Origin of the sequence: Corallococcus interemptor (assembly GCF_003668875.1) — a bacterium.
In the GTDB taxonomy this organism is placed as follows: Bacteria; Myxococcota; Myxococcia; order Myxococcales; family Myxococcaceae; genus Corallococcus; species Corallococcus interemptor.
This window is the reverse complement of record NZ_RAWM01000114.1, coordinates 14042-30034: the sequence shown is the minus strand read 5'-3', so window position 1 is coordinate 30034 and position 15993 is coordinate 14042. Positions and strand designations below refer to the sequence as shown.

Below are 15993 nucleotides of genomic sequence, written 5' to 3'. Positions count from 1 at the left end.
GCCCAAGGACCCCCGCCAGGCCCCCCGGACTCCCGGCCACGACGTGCCCAGGCCCAGCGTCTTCTAGCGGATCCGCGGGATTGACGGCCGTTAACGTCAGGGTTAATCATTCACCCTGACGTTAACGAGTCTTCCTTTGCCCGGAGCCGCCGCATGAAGCCCATTCCCGAAGACTGGCCGCGCATCTCCTCCAGCCTCTTCTACGAGGACGCTCCCGCCGCCATCGACTGGCTGGAGCGCGCCTTTGGCTTCCAGACGCGCCTCAAGGTGGAGGGCGCGGACAACACCATCGTGCACTCGGAGCTGGTCTACGGCGACGGCGTCATCATGGTGAACTCCTCCGGGCGCCACGCCCACCACCTCAGCCCCCGGCTGCACGGCGGCGCCAACACGCAGACGCTCACGGTCTACGTGGATGACGTGGACGCCCACTGCGCGCAGGCTCGCGCGGCCGGCGCCGTCATCATCATGGAGCCTGAGACCAAGAACTACGGCGACGACTGGGGCACCAACCGCACCTACGGCGCCATGGACACCGAAGGCCACCGCTGGTGGTTCACCCAGCGCGTCTTCACCCCGAAGTAGATTCGCCCGCCATGGCCACCCCGTCCGCGCTCGACCGCACCCTGGCCGCCCTCGCCGACCCCACGCGCCGGGGCGTCGTGGACCGGCTGCGCCAGCGGCCCCACCCCGCCGGAGAGCTGGCCGCCGCGTTCGACATGAGCCCTCCGGCCATGTCCCGCCACCTGCGCGTGCTGCGCCAGACGGGGCTCGTGGAGGAGCGCATCGACGCGGAGGATGCGCGCGTGCGCGTCTACTCGCTGCGCCCGGAGCCCTTCGCCGCCCTGCGCGGCTGGCTGGAGGAAGTGGAGTCCTTCTGGTCCGGCCAGCTGGGCGCCTTCAAGGCCCACGCCGAGCGCACCCGGGGCCCGAAGGGCCGTAGGTCATGAGCGCGGACCGCGCCCGCGTCACCACCTTCGTCGCCGTGTCCCCGCTGGATGCCTTCGAGGTCTTCACGGAAGAGACCGACCTCTGGTGGGGCAAGAGCCCGCGCTACCGGGGCCTCCAGAATCCCAGCGGCGTGCTGCGCTTCGACCCGCCCGGCCCCGGTGGCCGGCTGGTGGAGTCCTTCGAGGACCGCATGTTTGAGATTGGCCGCGTGCTCGTCTGGGAGCCCGGCGCGCGGCTCGTCTTCCAATGGCGCGCGAGCAACTTCGCCCCTGGGGAAATCACCGAGGTCGACGTCCGCTTCGAGTCCACCTTCGGCGGCACCCGCGTGGTGCTGGAGCACCGGGGCTGGGACGCCATCCGCATGGACCACCCCGTGCGCCACGGACAGGATGGTCCGGCCACCCTCGCGACGATGGGCCGCTGGTGGGGAGACCTCGTCACGCGCTACCGGCGCCACGCCGCGCGGCACCGTCCCACGTGAGCGAGCCTACGGGCACGCGCCGCAGTCCGCCGCGCAGCTGTCGGGCGTGTTGCTGGTGCCGCACTTCTCCGTCCGCTGGCACACGCCGTCGCCGCAGCGGTAGATGTCCTGGGGCAGCATGCGCGTGGTGATGGGCCGGTAGGTCACGCCGTTGTACGTGCAGCGCGTGTAGAACGTCTTCGTGGGGTCCAGCGTGCAGTAGTACCGGCAGGCGCCCACGTGCTGCATGGGCGCGCACGACGTCGTCTCACTCCAGGACGACAGGCCGCAGGTGCGCACCGTGCTCTCGTCGTAGTCCAGGTACGCGCCGTCGTTCGCGGAGAACGCGCCCTCGTTCGTGAAGACGTTGCCGAAGAAGCACGCCTCCTTCTCGCTGTAGGTGTTCAGCTCGTCCTGGGTGTACGCCACCGTCCCGCCCACCGCGTCGCGGCCCAGCACGGAGATGTTCACGTGCACGCCGTACTTGTTCGCGTGCGCAGCCAGGCAGGCGCTCACCACCTGCTGCTCCGCCACCGTCACCGGCTGCCCTCCGGACCAGCCCGGCGCCAATGCCAGACTCCCATCCCAGACGTAGAGCTTGCCCGTCGGAGCGCGGAACGACAGCGACGCCCCCGGCGCCATCGAGCACTTCACCACGTAGCGCATCACCATGTCCGCCAGGACAGGGTCCTGGACGAACCAGCTGCGGAACGAGCCCGTGGCCAGGCCGGTCGTCGTCAGCCCATTCACCATCAGGCCGTTGAGGGTCATCCCATTCAACGTCATGCCGTTGAGGGTCATGCCGTTCAACGTCATGCCGTTGGTGGAGGCGAGCGCGTCCGAGGACTGGCCTGGCACGTCCGGGCCTTCATCCACGGGAGCGCCGCAGCCCACCAGGGCCGCGGCCAGACAAAGCGCCATCCCGGGGGAGGAACGGCGCAGGGAGCTGCGAGGGGGATTGTGGTGCATGGGGACTGCCTCCGCGTAGTGGGCCGCACGAGCCGTACGACCGGATCAACCGGTAAACGCAAACACACGCAGCGCGCAGCGCCCCTGCCCTTCCGGCCCATCCCCTTCGGTCCTTCGCACAACACGCGTGGCGTGCGGCGGCGGACGCTCCCCCTTCCACCGCATGGCGGAGAACGCTGACCCCTTCCGAAAGATCAGGCGGTTCGCGTCCGACCCCGCCCCGCCTTCACCTTCGCCTTGGGGCGCGGGGGCCGGGGCAGGCGCACCGTGAACGTCGTGCCCTCCTTCTGCGTCGACATCACCTCCACCGTCCCGCCGTGCGCCTGGACAATCTCCTTCACGATGAACAGCCCCAACCCCAGGCCGCTGTTGCGGCGGCCGCCCTGCTCCCGCTCGCCCTCGCCCTGGCGGAACGGATCAAACAGCCGCTCGCGCAGCTCCTCCGGGATGGGATTGCCAGGGTTCTGCACCTCCAGCAGCTGGTGCTCGCCCTTCGCGTAGCAGCGCAGGAACACTGGCGCGTCCGGGCTGCCGTGCTCCAGCGCGTTGCCCACCAGGTTGGAGAGCACCTGCGCCAGCCGCTCCGCGTCCCACTCGCCTTCCGCCTTGCCGTCCACGTCCACCGCCACCGCGCGGTCCGGGTACGCCGCGGACAGTTCGTCCACCACCTGCTGGCACACCGCCCCCAGGTCCGTGGGGCCCTTGCGCAGCGGGATGCCGCCGGCCAGCCGGGCACGCGTCAAGTCCAGCAGGTCCGCGATCATGTTCCCCATGCGCGTCGCGGAGGCTTCAATGCGCTGCGCATGCTGGCGGTGCTGCTCCGGCGTGCACTCCAGCGGCCCGCGGCGCTTCTGCGCGCGCGCCGACAGCACGATGGCGTTGAGGGGGTTGCGCAGGTCGTGCCCGAGGATGCCGATGAAGCGCTCGCGGAACCTCGCCTCCTCCACCATCGTCTCCATCTGACGGGTGCGCTCGGTGACGTCCATCATGGAGCCAATCATCCGCACCGGGCGCCCCTCGTCGTCGCGAGCGAGCACGCCCCGGTCCAGCACGTGCGCCCAGCTGCCGTCCGCGCGCTGGAAGCGGTACTCCTCGCTCCACACGTCGCCCGTGGACGCGACGAACTCCACCAGCCGGTCCACCACGCGGTCCCGGTCGTCGTCGTGCACGCGCTCGCCCCACCAGCCCAGCTTGTGCTCCAGGACGGACGTGGCGTGGCCGAACGCGTTGCCCGTGCCCGGGTCCCACCGGACGTGGTCCGTGGCGAAGTGCCAGTCCCACAGCACGTCGTGCGTGGCGCGCGTGGCCAGCCGGTAGCGCTCCTCCGCCTCGCGCAGCGCGCTCACCGTCTGCTCCGCCCGGGCCAGCGCCGCCTCCACCTCCTGCCGCGCCGCCCGCTCCCGCTCCGCCTGGTGCGCGTCCGCCGCCTGGCCCTCGTCACGAGGCAGCAGCCACAGCGCCAATCCCTCTCCGTGCCGCACGACGACATACCGCCGCCCCGCCGCGTCCCCCGGCAACAGGCCCACGTGCGGAACGCCACGCATCAGCACGCGCACGAGCGCCGCCACGTCGAACAGGGCCAGCCCCTCCCGCGTCCACAGGGACACGTGACGGCCCAGCTCCAGTGAGCGCACCCAGCCCTCCGCCGGGACGTTCATGGACGTCCAGCGGAAGTCGAGCGCTTCGCCCGTCTCCCCGTGCAGCGGCTCGAGGAGGATGCAAGGCGTCTCACTGTCAGCGGGCAGTTCCCATGCCGGAGCCATTCCCGGCCCCCAGGACAGACCCATCATCGTGCTCCCCCCGACGCTACAGGTCTGTTCCCCTTCCCGGCACGTAGGCTGCCGAGCAGGCTGGAAAAACCCGCGTCTCATGGAATACTGACACATCTGGCCACGAGTGGAGCAGCCCTGGAGGGCAGGTGGCGCGAAATACTGCTCACCCCCGAGCACTGGACCTGCCCTGAAGGGCAGGTCAGTACCGGCCCTTGACGCCGATGATGGGCAGGGCGATGGGCAGTCCCACCGCGCTCTTGGTCAGGGGTTGCCGGGTGCCGGAGCCGCCCAGGTAGTCGAAGCCCAGCGTCTCCGTGTTGAGGGTGACGTTGAGCATGTCCAGGTAGGCCTCCAGGCTGAAGGTTTCGTACGCCCAGGCCTTGGACACGCGCAGGTCGAAGCGGAAGAAGGGCGGCAGCCGGTCCACCTGATCGCGATCCACCTGCACCCAGGCGGGGTCGCCGTGCTCGTCGGTGCCCTCGCGGTGCGTCTGGCTTCCCAGGGTGCCGTACTCCGGACGTCCGCTGTTGAAGTGGAGCACGCCTCCCAGGGTGATGTTGTTGGAGAACTTGTGGCTCACCACCAGGTTCAGGATGTGCGTCTGGTCGAAGGCGAAGGGGAGGTCCGCCGAGTCCTCGGAGAGGACCCGACCTGACGAGTCATACCGGTAGAACGTGGTCCGCCGCGTGCTGCGCTGGAGGCTGTACGAAAGCCAGCCGAACCAGTTGTTCCCCAGCGGGTAGCGGATGAGCAATTCCAATCCATACGCCAATCCATGGCTGCTGAAGTCCGGCAGGTCCCAGTCATCCCGGCTGACGGGCGGCCTGTCCACGTCGATCTGCCGCGCGCGCACCCGGCGGAAGCCGTCCTGGCGGATGCCTCCACCGGGCTCACCGGGCGGGGGCGGCTCGATGTCCGGCTCGCCGCCAATGTCGTCCGTCAGGCCCTCGTCGGAGAAGGGCGTGAGCTCGATGGTGCGGAGCATGGGGTTCACGTAGAGGTCCAGCCCCACCTCCCACTTGTCGAAGGCCTTCCACTCCACGCCGGCGGACAGCTGCACGCCCTCCTGGAGGCCCAACAACAGACTGCCCACGTCCACCACCGGCAGGCTGATGAGGGTGGTGGGCGGCTGGTGGAAGATGCCCGCGCCACCCTTGAGCGTCACGGTGTCGGTGAGCTTGTGGCGCACGGTGAGGCGCGGCTCCAGGACCTTGTGGTCGAACCCGCCGGACAGGTGGTAGCTGTCCAGGCGCAGGCCAGGCACCACCGTCCATCTGTCATTGGGCGTCCACACGCCCTCCGCGTACGCGCCGGTGAAGGTGGCCAGCGCCACGGGCACGCGCACCGTGTCCTCCTCCACCTCCTGGCCGTTCTCCACCGTGAGCACGTCCACGATGGCGCGCTTGTGCTCCAGGTCCGCGCCCGCGCGCAGCAGCAGCCGCTCATCCAATGGCACGCTGTAGCCCAGGCGCCCGGAGAAGTTGTCCTGGTCGATGTAGATTTCGTTCCCGTTGTCTGGCCCGCGAGACACGACGGCGAAGCGGTCCAGGCCCCACGTCCCGCCAATCTCAAGCTCGCCCTTGCCCAGCGGGTGGCGGCCGCGCAGGTCCACGCGGTGGAAGGCGACGGACTGGAGCGCGGTGTCCCCCTGGTCGTCCTGCGCCTCCGAGCCGAACGTGTCCGACGAGCCAAAGGCAAACAGCCGCAGCTTGCCCTGCCCCACGTCCTGCTCCACGCGGGCCTGATAATCCCAGAAGTCCAACACCACCTTTGGATTGGTGCGGCCCGGGGGCGGCGGGTCCTGCAACTGATTGGCCGCCAGCGCGATGATCCACGGCGTATAGGAATAGCGGCCCGCGAGGCTGACGTTGGTGCCGGTGGACTTGAAGGGCGTCTCCAGGAAGAAGCCCGCGTTGATGAAGTCCGCGTAGGCGCTGCCGTGCACGCGGTCGTCGCGAGGCCGCGTCAGGCGCCCGTCGATGGCGCCGCCCATCAGCCGGCCGTACTGCGGCGGCGGCGAGCCCGGATAGAAGTCGATGGCGTCCAGGAAGTCCGGGTGGATGACCGCGGGCCCCAGGAACAGGTGGAAGAGGATGGGGATGCGGATGCCGTCCAGGAAGTAGCCCGTGGACGCCGGCTGGCTGCCGCGCACCACCGGGTACGCCACGCCGGACAGCATGCTGCCCACGCCCGGCAGCAGCATCACCACGCGGAACGGGTCGCCCATGGTGCCGGGCACCTCCCGCAGCTCCGCGTCGTGCAGCGTGATGCGGCTGACCTCCGTGCGCTCGCGGTCGCCGCGCACCACCGTCTCGTAGGGGTTCACCACGAGCGGGTCCAGGCCGTAGACGACCTCCAGGGACTCGCTGGCCTTCAGCGCCTCGCGGAACAGGCCGGGCTTGTGGCCGGGGGCGAACACGCGCACCGCCTGGCCGCCCGTGGGGAAGCGCGCCTCGAAGCGGCCGTTCTCGTCCGTCTGCACCGGCGAGTCCGGCGCCGCGTCCGACACCAGCGTCGCGCCAATCAGCGGCCGGCGGTTGCCCTTCTGCCGCACCAGGCCCTTGAGGGTGATGGGGCCCCGAAGCTCGGAGGGTGACAACGTTCCGCCGTCCGCGCCCGTGGCCACGGGGACGGGCGCCTCGAAGCGGTACTCGAAGAACAGGCGCACCGCGACGGGCTGCCCCTCCATCATCGCGGGCGAGAAGCGCAGGGAAGGCGCCGCGTGCAGCGCGGCTTCGTTGAGCAGCGGATGCACGCCCTCCACCAGCGTGGCGGTGTCCACCTCGCCCGCTTCGTCCACCAGCAGCTCCAGCTTCACCGTGCCCGCCACGCCCTCGCCCACCAGCCGGGGCGGGTACGGCGCGGGCGAGTCCTTCACCAGCGCGGGCGGCACGAAGGCGGCCTGGGCTGGACCTCCGTCCAGGTCCGCCGCGCCGGGCTCCACCGCCCAGCCTCCGTCCGTGCGCTGGAGGTCCGCCTCCTTCACGACCGTGCCCGCGCCCCCATCCGGGCTGGCGTCGCTCTGCGTCCACGGCGCGTCCATGGCCTTGGGGGCGGAGCCGGCGGTGAGGTTCTCCTCCGTGACGGGCAGGCCCGCGTCCAGCGTGTCGCCCAGCCGGACGCTGCCGGGGTTGTCATCCGGAGTCCGGGCGGGCGCCTGGGCGCGAGCGGGGAGCCCCGGCCACAGCAGGCACAGTGAGAGCGCCAGCGCGGCGGCGTGCCAGGGCGTGCTCCTCTTCGCGAAGGTCATGGGCGGTGGCGTGCGTGCAAGGCAGGTCCGGGCCAGCGTCCATGAGGCCAGGGGATGTCCGCCCTGACAAGCGCTGCGCCGTGACGCGTGCCATCACCGCCCGCCATGGCCGCTGCGGGCGTCGTGCCCTTTCCGCTTACGGACATTGGCCCTCCGCGTCACGTCTCGCCGTGGATTCCCGGCCCCGTCCCGGGGACGGGGCGCCCCATTCCGGATCCATCCCCACCTTCCAGGAAGTCGCCCTTTCCCTTTCCCGGATGCCATGGCACGCCCGAGCCCTCCCAGAGCACTCTTCCACGACCCACACCAAGACAGGGTTCGCGCGGCGTCAGGCGTCACGCGAGCCTGCTTATGATTCCCCCGCCGTCCCTGCGCTACCTTCCCCACGGACTGCTCGCGTCACTGCTGCTGGGCTTCATGTTGATGCCGCTGCTCTTCCCGCCGTCGCTGGCGCGCGCGGGCAATGAAGGGCCGGACACGTTCATCGACGAAGGGCCCCCCGGGGCAACGCCCTCGAGGGAGGCGACCTTCGTCTTCACCGCCACCACGCTGAAGCCCGTGTTCTGGTGCTCGCTGGACGGCAGCCTCTACATCCCCTGCGAATCCCCGTGGCGCCTGAAGGACCTGCCCCCGGGCGAGCACACCGTGGACGTGTACGCGGTGGACGTGAGCACCGCGCAGCGGGACCCCACCCCGTCCGGCTGGGTGTGGCGGGTGACGGAGGCGGGAGCGCGCCCGGCCCGGCCCCCCGCGTCCGCGCCCTGAAGCTCCGAGGCCCTCGTCAGCGGCGCGAGGGCAGGATGGCGCTGGCCACCAGGCTCATCAGCTTGAGCTGGGGGCGCGGCAGCCGGCGCACCGCGCGCAACAGGCGGCGCATCTCCGGCAGGTCGTCCTTGTCCGTGGAGTCCTCCTCCCACAGCCCCGCGCCCGCCGCCGCCGCCACCGCCAGCCCCAGGGACGCGTCCGCGGACAGCTGCAGCGCCAGGCACAGCCGGAACAGCGTGGGCACGCTGGGCATCATCTTGCCCCGCTCCAGCCGGCCGTAGACCTCCGACGCGATGCCGACGCGGTCCGCCACGTCCGCCTGCGTGAGGCCCGCCTTCAGCCGCGCGGCCCGGGCCGCCGCCCCCACGCTGACCGCCAGCTTGCGCTCCAACTGCCGCCGCGACAGCGCCGCCGCCGACGCGGGCGCCACACGGGGCTTCTTCCGGACGCGGCCGGAAGCGAGAGGACCTCTGGGGTGGGTTTTCACCACATCAACCTTGCACGTGACGTCCGCTGGGGTGGCCGCAAGGCTCGCGACCCCTCTACCGCCGGAACGGTTCGGAGGGCGTTATAACCCGCCACGTCACCCGGGCCCATTCCTATATGGCAGGTAGTCCCGCAATCCCGTGTCCACCGGATGCGCGCCGTTCACGGGTCCATTAGCCCACATGAAACGACACGCGACGCCTGGGAGGGCTGGGGGATTGTCCGGGTTCAGGGGCCCGGGGTTGCGCCGGGCCGCCGGGGATGCCCTTGCGGCGACGCCGTCAAGGCGCGCCCCGTCCGGCGTAGAGGCAGTCCAGGGCCTCGTCCAGCAGGCACAGGGCGGCGTCGCTCCAGCCGCGCAGCCGCTGCTGGGGCGTGGGGCGGCCCACGTGGGGGATGAGCTGCGCGTCGGCGGCGTCCTCGATGAACTGCGCCTGCTGCTCCGGGTTGAGCTCCGCCCAGCGCCGGTGGCCCACGGCCTTGCGCCAGTCGTAGCCGTCCCCCAGGTACTGCGCCGCCAGCGCGCCGCTCAGGTAGCCCGTGCCGCCGTGCTGGTGCTGCCAGACATGGGTGAGCTCATGCACCAGCAGCCGGAAGCCCACCGCGCCGTAGCCGGGGGGGATGAAGAGGACGTCGCCATGGGCGAACGCGCGGCCCGGCAGGCCCAGCAGGCCCAGGGCGCCTTCCTTCACGCGCACGCAGCGGTAGTCCAGGCTGTCGCCGAAGATGGGACGCAGCCGGTCCACCTCCGCGTCCGTCAGCCGGCGGCCCACGGGCTCCAGGCCCGTCACCACCTGCACGGCGGACAGCACGCGCCCGCCCAGCATCAGCACCAGGTCCACCGGCACCTGCGCCACGCGGAACAGGCAGCGCTTGAGCTGGGGCAGCCCGTCCTGTGAGCGCCCCGTCGCGCAGCGGGCCACGCCGCTGGCCAGCAGCGCCAGCGCCAGGTACGCGCTGCGCGCGGCGCCCGCGGACGCCCCGGCGATGCCGGTGAGCAACCCGTGGCCCGCGTCCGCCACCCGCGCCGTCAACGGCGCCAGGCGGGGAGCGTCACGGCGGGTGTCATGGACAGCTTGCGGATTGAGCGAGGTGGGAGACCCCAAGGACCCTCTCCAGGAGCGAGCGCAGCTGACCGGAGCGCCAGGGCCGGCCAATCGCGAAGTGGGTGTCACAGGCCGTCGGGAAGGTGGCGCTCGCTTCGGGACGGAAGCCGGAGGACAGGAGGATGCGGGGGCCATGGAAGCCCCGGTCCACCAGCCGGCAGAGGAAGTCGCTCACGACGCGGCGATCCGCGTCCAGGTCCAGCACCAGCCCGTCCACCGCCACGCCCACGTCCAGCCGCCGGTCCGCCGACGTCGCCCCCAGCGCCGTCACCAGCCGGTAGCGCAGGCCCACCTCCCGGGCCACCGCCAGCCGGACCTCGGGGGCCTCGGAGACGACCAGCAGCACCGGCGGCGTCACCCCGGTCCGGGGCACCGCGACCGGCACCGCCGCCCCGCGCCGCGCACCCGGGACCGCGGGCGCCGTGGGGCGGCTGAAAGCGAATTCCGGGACAAGGAGGGAAGACGATGCGGTGGACACGTCCTCCACAATAAGCAGCAAGAACGGAAATATCAAGCTTGGCTTGAATCGCCGCCAGAGCCGGGAGCTCCTACCAGGGTGAGGGATGCGATCTCCGGGGCGGGGCCCAGGCGCATGGGGGGGCCCCAGTAGCCGGTGCCGCGGTGCGTATAGACCCGGGTTCCGGCGACGGTGGCCAGGCCCTGGACGACGGGCTGCTGGAGCTTCACGAAGAACATGAAGGGGAAGATCTGCCCGCCGTGGGTGTGGCCGGACAGCTGGAGGTCCACGCGCAGGAGCCACACGCCATCCAGGGTGGGGCCCACGTGGACGTCGGACAGCTGCACGACGCGGATGCCCTCCAGGCCGGGGCCCAGGTCCTTCAGGGCCACGGTGGTGCGCTCCACGCGGGCTCTTCCACGGGCGGTGACGAAGGCGAAGGCCACGGCGGGCACGACGGTGCCCAGCACGGCGGCCGCGCGGCCCCTGGCGAGCGCGTGCATGTCGGTGACGGTGCCGGACAAGGACAGCGCGGCGCCGACGACGTCGGAGGCCAGCACGGCGGTGAGGAACACACCGAAGGCGCCCAGCCACAGGTACGCGCCCCACTGGATGACGCGGGTGAAGCCGGTGGCCTCACTCCGGCGCGCGGCGCGAAAGCCCGCCAGCAGCACGAGGAAGCAGAGGCCCAGCAGGCCCCAGCCCACGGCGGCCCAGGGCGCGGGCCAGCCTGGGTCCGTGAAGAGACGCAGCCCGATGTAGACATGCAGCGCGATGGGCAGGCCCAACCCCAGCAGGAGGGCCACCAGCGACCGCCAGCCAGGAGCACGGGCCGAGCGCCGGGCCCGCCGCGAGGAGGCTTCTTCCGAGGACACGTCCGTCGTCACGCGCGCCACCCTGTCGTCCCGGAAGCCGGGACGCCTTCGAGCGCGGGAAGATAACGGCCACCGCCAGGCCGCGCCCGGCAGCCCCACCGGACGCCTGGCGGGCCGGCCTTGGGCTAGGATTTCAAGATAAGCATGAAATACTTATCTTGGCATTCTGGGCTCGCACTCGCGCCAGGTGCTGCGTTGATAACGGGCTGCGCGACCGCGACGTGCATCGACAGTGAGTCGTGTTGCGTGGAGGCCCACCCGGGCAATCCGGCCGCGTGTGGGCTCACCGACGCGGAGGCCGCGGCCCTCCTGGGCGCGGCGGCGGCCGGAGCCGCGGTTGGCGCGACGGTCAAAGGGCTGGATGATCCGAACGAGGGCTGGCGACAGCACTGCATTGACCGCTACGTGCAGTGCAAGGACTCGAAGAAGCCGCGGTGGCTGGGTGACTGCTACGCCTGCCTGCGAAACTGTGAGGGTCAGAAACAGTGGCCGTTCGACCTCTGCCGTCCTCGCCGCGCATAGGAGCCCCATGAACGAGCAGGAAGTGAACTGGGACGACGTTCGGGACCTCGCACGTCGGGTCTCGTCCGGAGAGCCTTTCACGCTCACCGCCGAGTCGCGTGCCATCCTCCAGCGCACCGGCCCACAAGTCGGCATCCCCCAAGCGGAGGTCGAAAAGGCGCTCCGTAGCGAGGCAAGCGCCGCCACGTTGCTCACCGAGGTATCACGGCGCATCCGGGACGGCTCCAACCGCTTGTCACGTGCACTCAGCGAAGCAACGAGACGCCAGGAGGCGAACGACCTGGACGGCGCGCGGCAGTTGCTCCGCGACGTCGTGGAGGATGAGGTGGTGCCTCTCTACCGCGACATCGCGCAGATCCAACTGGAAGCACTAGACGAAGAGTGATGGTCCGGGCGCGACGTCCCGTCAACTCCGCGCGCGGCGGCGGCGCGCCAGGGCGCCCAGGCCCACCAGGGCCCAGAGGCTGATCATCCCCGCGGGCGCCGTACCGCAGCCGCAGCCCACGTCCAGGTCGGTGGGGCCTCGCACCTGGAAGCCCACCTCGGGGGAGCGCGGGCCCGCCTCGCCCTGCTCCGTCACCCCCTGCGCGACGACCTTGTGCGCCCCCACCGCGAGCGCCGTGTCCGCCGTCAGGATGTGGCGGAAGACGCCTTCGTCATCCGCGGTGGCGAGCGCGAGCGCCTTGCCGTCCAGCTCCAGCTGCACGGTCGTGCCCGGCAGCGCCACGCCCACGAACATGAAGGTCGGCTCCACCGTGGCGCCCTCCTCGGGGACGAGCACCCTGGGCACCACCGGGTCCTCCGGGCCTGCGTCCGTGCCGCCGTCGGCGCCGCCCACCACCACCTCGAAGCCCACGACGTCGGAGTACGGCCCGTCCTCGTCCGCCTCGTTGTGCGAGTGCACCGTGACCTTGTGCGTGCCCACGCTCAGCGCCTCCGCGTCCGGCACCTGGTAGCGGAAGCGCCCCAGCAGGTCCAACGGCACGATGATGTCCGGCCCTTCGTCGATGACCACGCCCACGTTCACCCCGTTGGGCGCGGTGCCGGCGAACAGCGGCGTGGGCCCCACCGTGTCTCCGTTCGTGGGCACCACCAGCACCGCCATCTGCACGACGCCGCCATCCGCGAGCACCACCTCGGGCGTGGTGAAGCGCACCGGCGTGGCCGCCTTGCTCGCCACGCCCAGCGACTCCGCCCAGGCGGTGACGTCATGCGTGCCCGCGCCCAGCGGCGTCGTGGGGTCGTAGCTGAAGAGGCCGTCCGCCCCTGGCACCACCGCGCCAATCTCCCGCCCATCCACCAGGATGTGCACCTCCGGCCCGTTCGTGTCCGCGGTCCCGGAGATGCGCGGACGCGTGCTGCCCGTCACCTCGCCCGACACCGGCGCCGTGATGACCGGCGCCGAGGGCACCTGGTAGCCCAGGTCCACCACCTGCTGCACCGTCCCCGTGGACGTGCCCCCGTCCGGAGTGCCGGCATCCGACGCGCCGGAGCTGGGCCCCGCGCCGTGCGAGCCCGCGCCCGGAGAGGCGGACACGCCCGCGTTGCCCGCGCTCACGTTGGCCGGACACGAGACGCTCCGGCCCTGGAGCAGCACCCGCCCCCCGGCGCCGCCGCCGCCCGGGCCCATGGGCTGCGTCCCCACGTTCACGTTGCCGCCCGCCCCCCCGCGAGCCTCGGCCGAGCCGCACGCCAGCGTCTCCACCGCGCGCAGCATCACCGCGCCGCCCGCGCCGCCACCGCCCGCGCCGTCGTTGCCCGTCGAGCCCCCCGCCGTCGAACCCGAGGCGCTGTACACACCATTCCCGCTGAACGTGGAGGCGCGGATGAACACCACGCCGCCGCCCGCCGCGCCGCTGCTGCCGGACGCGTCGAAGCCCTGGCCCGCGCCGCCGCCACCGCCGAACACGAAGCGCTCGAACAGGGAGTAGCCCAGCGCCACGCCGCCCAGCCCGCCCTCCACGCGCGCCCCATCCTCCGAGGCCGTGCGCCCACCGACGCCGCCCACGCCTCCGTGCCCACCACCGCCACCGCCGGCGGCCACGCAGTTGCCACCGCCACCGCCATTGCCCAGGTTGCCGCGTCCGGTGGTGATGCCGCGCGAGGAGACCTTGCCCGCCACGCCTTCACCGCGCTCGGCGCCGCCCTTGCCTGGATCCAGCTCAAGCCCGGTGCAGCCCGCCAGCCCCGCGCCGTCGGCCTGGAAGACACCGCCCAGGTAGCCCAGGCCGTCCGCGTCGACGCGGCCGTCGTTGACCATCTTGCCCATCACCAGCATCGCGAGGATGCCGCCGGACTTGCCGTCCCACGACGACGCGGAGAGCCGCGCGCCCGCCTCGATGACGACGTCGGAGTACTCGGCCACGCGCACCACCTGGGCGCGCCCCGTGGCGTACGCGTAGCGCAGCGGCGCGGTCAGCGTCAGGACCGTGGGCACGGTGGTGGACACCGCCTCCACCCGCGCCATCTCCCAGCGTCCCAGTGAGACCGCTCCCGTCAGGGACACCCCCTTCGCGTTGCCCACTTCGGGCGCGGGCGACAGGCCGGTGCTGTCGTGGATCATCACCAGGTCGCCGGAGGAGACCTTGAAGCCGGACACGGTCAGCTGCTGGCTCCCCGCCGCGACGCTCCGGCCCAGCGGGACCGCCGGGCTCAGGGCAAGCCCCTGCCCCGCGTTGAGGGTGAGCACCCCGTCGCGTCCCGTCCCCAGGCCAAAGGAATCCGGCTCCGCGCGAGCGACCTGCGCCAGGAGCAGTCCAACGATGAGAGCCAGCGTGATGCGCATGCCCCCATGGTGCCCCACCGGGCGTCCGGGGTCGAGGGAGGCTCCCCGTCTCAGCGGGACGGGACCAGGTCCTGGAGCCCCCGCGCGTTGACGGGCGCGAAGAAGGGCTGCCGCAACAGCCGGCCCAGGGCGCGGCGCTCGACGCAGAGCAGCTGGAGCGAATCCTCCCACTCGCCCAGCACCGCCACCGCGCGCACGTCGGCCGCGTCGCGGTACAGGTCGTTGAGGTTGTGCACCAGCGCGGACACGTCCTCCACCTCCCAGCGCTCCGTGATGTCGCCCGTGGAGACGTGCAGCTCCAGCGCGGGGCGCTCGCGCACGTCCACGACCTTGAGCTTCCGGGCCGCGCCGCCCATGGCCGCGGTCAAAGGGCCCACCAGCTCATCCGGCCGGACGCCATAGCCCACGGTGAGCCCACCCACGAGCAGGCCCGCGTCGCACAGTCTCAACAACGACACGTGGGGAGGCTCGCCCTTCGGCACCCGCGCGGAGGCGTCGGCGGAGTCCTTGAGCAGCCGCTCGCGGTCGAGCGCATCCAGCAGGGAGGCCATGGGCCGCGCACCCTATCAGGGCTCCTCGCCCTCCCAGTAATCCACCTGCGCGTCCAGGGGCAGATACGCGTGCAGCGTGCGCGACGCCTTGTCGCCCCCGGGCGCGGCGCCCGCGAAGACGCCCAGCTGCTTGCGCTTGAGCGCCACGCGGCTGCCGTGGGCGAGCTCGGTCCAGGGGACGTCCTCGGCGTGGACGAGGTGGGGCGAGGCCATGGCGGACTCCCGGGTCACGGGCGCTCCGCGACGAGCGCGAACACGCGGTGGGGAACGGGCATCGGCTCCTGGGGGAAGCGCGCGGTGAGGATGGCGCCCAGCGCGGCGTCGAAGCGGACCACCTCCTCTGGCTTGAGCATGGCGCCCACCCGCGCGTTGGCGCGCATCCGTCCACGCCACGCCTCGTGGGTGTAGGGCGTGAAGGTGTCGAAGGTGAACGACGTGATGGACTGGAAGCCCGCCACGCCCACGTCGCGGAACCACTGCGGGTAGATGCCCAGGCCCTGGCTGAAGCGCTCCACGTCCAGCTGGACGCGGGGGCTGAACTCCTCCACCAGGGCCTCGGTGGCCTCCAGCAGGTTGCCGGGCAGGGCCATCCAGTCGAAGTGGCAGAGGATCAACTTCCCGCCGGGCTTGAGCAGGCGGAAGACCTCGCGCGCGGCGGCGGCGCGGTCGAACCAGTGCCAGCACTGCCCCGCGAACACGAGGTCGAACGCGCCCGAAGGCAGCCCGGTGTTCTCCGCGGGCGCCTCACGGAAGTCGATGGTGAGGCCTTCGTCCCGGGCAAGCCGCGCGGCCGCCTCCAGCTGCGGCGCGGACACGTCCAGGGCGGTGACGGCATGCCCCCGCCGGGCCAGGTTGCGCGCGACGGTGCCGGTGCCGGTGCCCAGGTCGAGCACCCGCAGGCCGGGCGTGAGCACGCCGTCCTTTTCGAGCCGTGTGTAGAAGGCCTCCGGGAAGCCTGCCCGGTACTTCGCGTAGTCCGACGACGTCCGTCCGAAATCCACGTTCATGGTCGCTCTCCCCGCCAGGTCATGCCCCACGCCTGGA

17 protein-coding genes are annotated in these 15993 nt (G+C 71.8%); 6 read left to right on the top strand and 11 right to left on the bottom strand.

What is annotated here, in order from left to right; translation table 11 throughout:
- The first annotated feature begins 153 nt into the window (after nt 1–153).
- Genes D7X96_RS30050 through D7X96_RS30040 form a run of 3 tightly spaced genes read left to right on the top strand, consistent with a single transcriptional unit; the run spans nt 154 to nt 1432 of the window.
- Nucleotides 154–585, top strand: coding sequence for a VOC family protein (locus D7X96_RS30050; RefSeq protein ID WP_120552791.1), 432 nt, complete (start codon nt 154–156; stop codon nt 583–585).
- 11 nt (nt 586–596) lie between these two features.
- On the top strand, nt 597–950 hold the full coding sequence (locus D7X96_RS30045) for an ArsR/SmtB family transcription factor (protein WP_121771319.1): 354 nt from the start codon (nt 597–599) through the stop codon (nt 948–950).
- Complete coding sequence (locus D7X96_RS30040; protein WP_121724937.1) at nt 947–1432, top strand: SRPBCC domain-containing protein; 486 nt, start codon at nt 947–949, stop codon at nt 1430–1432. Before D7X96_RS30045 ends, D7X96_RS30040 begins: the two co-directional genes overlap by 4 nt.
- A 6-nt stretch (nt 1433–1438) precedes the next feature.
- Here D7X96_RS30040 and D7X96_RS30035 read toward each other — a convergent pair whose 3' ends face one another.
- The 3 genes from D7X96_RS30035 to D7X96_RS30025 all read right to left on the bottom strand — a co-directional run bounded on the left by D7X96_RS30035 (nt 1439) and on the right by D7X96_RS30025 (nt 7195).
- On the bottom strand, nt 1439–2380 hold the full coding sequence (locus D7X96_RS30035; protein ID WP_121771318.1) for a hypothetical protein: 942 nt from the start codon (nt 2378–2380) through the stop codon (nt 1439–1441).
- 194 nt (nt 2381–2574) lie between these two features.
- Nucleotides 2575–4143 carry a PAS domain-containing sensor histidine kinase gene (locus D7X96_RS30030; RefSeq protein WP_199747234.1) on the bottom strand — a complete coding sequence of 523 codons (1569 nt, stop codon included), beginning with the start codon at nt 4141–4143 and terminating at the stop codon, nt 2575–2577.
- Between the two features lie 208 nt (nt 4144–4351).
- A complete protein-coding gene (locus D7X96_RS30025; protein WP_370450186.1) occupies nt 4352–7195 on the bottom strand; it encodes a TonB-dependent receptor domain-containing protein in 2844 nt (947 codons plus the stop codon).
- A 558-nt stretch (nt 7196–7753) separates the two neighbouring features.
- Between D7X96_RS30025 and D7X96_RS30020 the strand changes: the two genes are divergently transcribed.
- A complete protein-coding gene (locus D7X96_RS30020; protein WP_121724938.1) occupies nt 7754–8167 on the top strand; it encodes a hypothetical protein in 414 nt (137 codons plus the stop codon).
- Nucleotides 8168–8183: 16 nt separating this feature from the next.
- Here the strand turns inward: D7X96_RS30020 and D7X96_RS30015 are convergent, their stop codons facing one another.
- The 4 genes from D7X96_RS30015 to D7X96_RS30000 form a co-directional block, all read right to left on the bottom strand.
- On the bottom strand, nt 8184–8597 hold the full coding sequence (locus D7X96_RS30015; protein WP_306449843.1) for a helix-turn-helix transcriptional regulator: 414 nt from the start codon (nt 8595–8597) through the stop codon (nt 8184–8186).
- Nucleotides 8598–8934: 337 nt separating this feature from the next.
- A complete protein-coding gene (locus D7X96_RS30010) occupies nt 8935–9759 on the bottom strand; it encodes an eCIS core domain-containing protein (RefSeq protein WP_244219777.1) in 825 nt (274 codons plus the stop codon).
- Nucleotides 9719–10132 (bottom strand): hypothetical protein, encoded by a 414-nt coding sequence (locus D7X96_RS30005; protein ID WP_158626490.1) that lies wholly within the window; start codon nt 10130–10132, stop codon nt 9719–9721. The genes D7X96_RS30010 and D7X96_RS30005 overlap by 41 nt, the downstream gene beginning before the upstream one ends.
- A gap of 137 nt (nt 10133–10269) precedes the next feature.
- Complete coding sequence (locus D7X96_RS30000; RefSeq protein ID WP_121771321.1) at nt 10270–11025, bottom strand: metallophosphoesterase family protein; 756 nt, start codon at nt 11023–11025, stop codon at nt 10270–10272.
- Between the two features lie 312 nt (nt 11026–11337).
- Here D7X96_RS30000 and D7X96_RS29995 point away from each other — a divergent pair, with 312 nt between their 5' ends.
- A complete protein-coding gene (locus tag D7X96_RS29995) occupies nt 11338–11613 on the top strand; it encodes a hypothetical protein (RefSeq protein WP_244219776.1) in 276 nt (91 codons plus the stop codon).
- 7 nt (nt 11614–11620) lie between these two features.
- The gene (locus D7X96_RS29990) at nt 11621–11998 is read left to right on the top strand and encodes a DUSAM domain-containing protein (RefSeq protein WP_120553162.1); all 378 of its coding nucleotides are present in this window, start codon (nt 11621–11623) and stop codon (nt 11996–11998) included.
- Between the two features lie 21 nt (nt 11999–12019).
- On the opposite strand, the gene agmC is transcribed toward D7X96_RS29990, so the two are convergent.
- Genes agmC through D7X96_RS29970 form a run of 4 tightly spaced genes read right to left on the bottom strand, consistent with a single transcriptional unit; the run spans nt 12020 to nt 15956 of the window.
- On the bottom strand, nt 12020–14398 hold the full coding sequence (gene agmC, locus D7X96_RS29985; RefSeq protein WP_121771316.1) for an adventurous gliding motility protein AgmC: 2379 nt from the start codon (nt 14396–14398) through the stop codon (nt 12020–12022).
- A 50-nt stretch (nt 14399–14448) separates the two neighbouring features.
- Nucleotides 14449–14949 (bottom strand): hypothetical protein, encoded by a 501-nt coding sequence (locus D7X96_RS29980; RefSeq protein ID WP_120552176.1) that lies wholly within the window; start codon nt 14947–14949, stop codon nt 14449–14451.
- A 15-nt stretch (nt 14950–14964) separates the two neighbouring features.
- On the bottom strand, nt 14965–15162 hold the full coding sequence (locus tag D7X96_RS29975; RefSeq protein ID WP_120552177.1) for a hypothetical protein: 198 nt from the start codon (nt 15160–15162) through the stop codon (nt 14965–14967).
- Nucleotides 15163–15176: 14 nt separating this feature from the next.
- Nucleotides 15177–15956, bottom strand: a complete 780-nt coding sequence (locus tag D7X96_RS29970) for a class I SAM-dependent methyltransferase (protein WP_120552178.1) — start codon at nt 15954–15956, stop codon at nt 15177–15179.
- Nucleotides 15957–15993 lie beyond the last annotated feature (37 nt).

Bases quoted from the DNA above. Each gene is read 5' to 3' on its own strand.
- D7X96_RS30050 (WP_120552791.1), top strand. From the start codon at position 154: ATGAAGCCCATTCCCGAAGACTGGCCGCGCATCTCCTCCAGCCTCTTC.
- D7X96_RS30045 (WP_121771319.1), top strand. From the start codon at position 597: ATGGCCACCCCGTCCGCGCTCGACCGCACCCTGGCCGCCCTCGCCGAC.
- D7X96_RS30040 (WP_121724937.1), top strand. From the start codon at position 947: ATGAGCGCGGACCGCGCCCGCGTCACCACCTTCGTCGCCGTGTCCCCG.
- D7X96_RS30035 (WP_121771318.1), bottom strand. From the start codon at position 2,380: ATGCACCACAATCCCCCTCGCAGCTCCCTGCGCCGTTCCTCCCCCGGG.
- D7X96_RS30030 (WP_199747234.1), bottom strand. From the start codon at position 4,143: ATGGCTCCGGCATGGGAACTGCCCGCTGACAGTGAGACGCCTTGCATC.
- D7X96_RS30025 (WP_370450186.1), bottom strand. From the start codon at position 7,195: ATGGACGCGCCGTGGACGCAGAGCGACGCCAGCCCGGATGGGGGCGCG.
- D7X96_RS30020 (WP_121724938.1), top strand. From the start codon at position 7,754: ATGATTCCCCCGCCGTCCCTGCGCTACCTTCCCCACGGACTGCTCGCG.
- D7X96_RS29990 (WP_120553162.1), top strand. From the start codon at position 11,621: ATGAACGAGCAGGAAGTGAACTGGGACGACGTTCGGGACCTCGCACGT.
- agmC (WP_121771316.1), bottom strand. From the start codon at position 14,398: ATGCGCATCACGCTGGCTCTCATCGTTGGACTGCTCCTGGCGCAGGTC.
- D7X96_RS29980 (WP_120552176.1), bottom strand. From the start codon at position 14,949: ATGGCCTCCCTGCTGGATGCGCTCGACCGCGAGCGGCTGCTCAAGGAC.
- D7X96_RS29975 (WP_120552177.1), bottom strand. From the start codon at position 15,162: ATGGCCTCGCCCCACCTCGTCCACGCCGAGGACGTCCCCTGGACCGAG.
- D7X96_RS29970 (WP_120552178.1), bottom strand. From the start codon at position 15,956: ATGAACGTGGATTTCGGACGGACGTCGTCGGACTACGCGAAGTACCGG.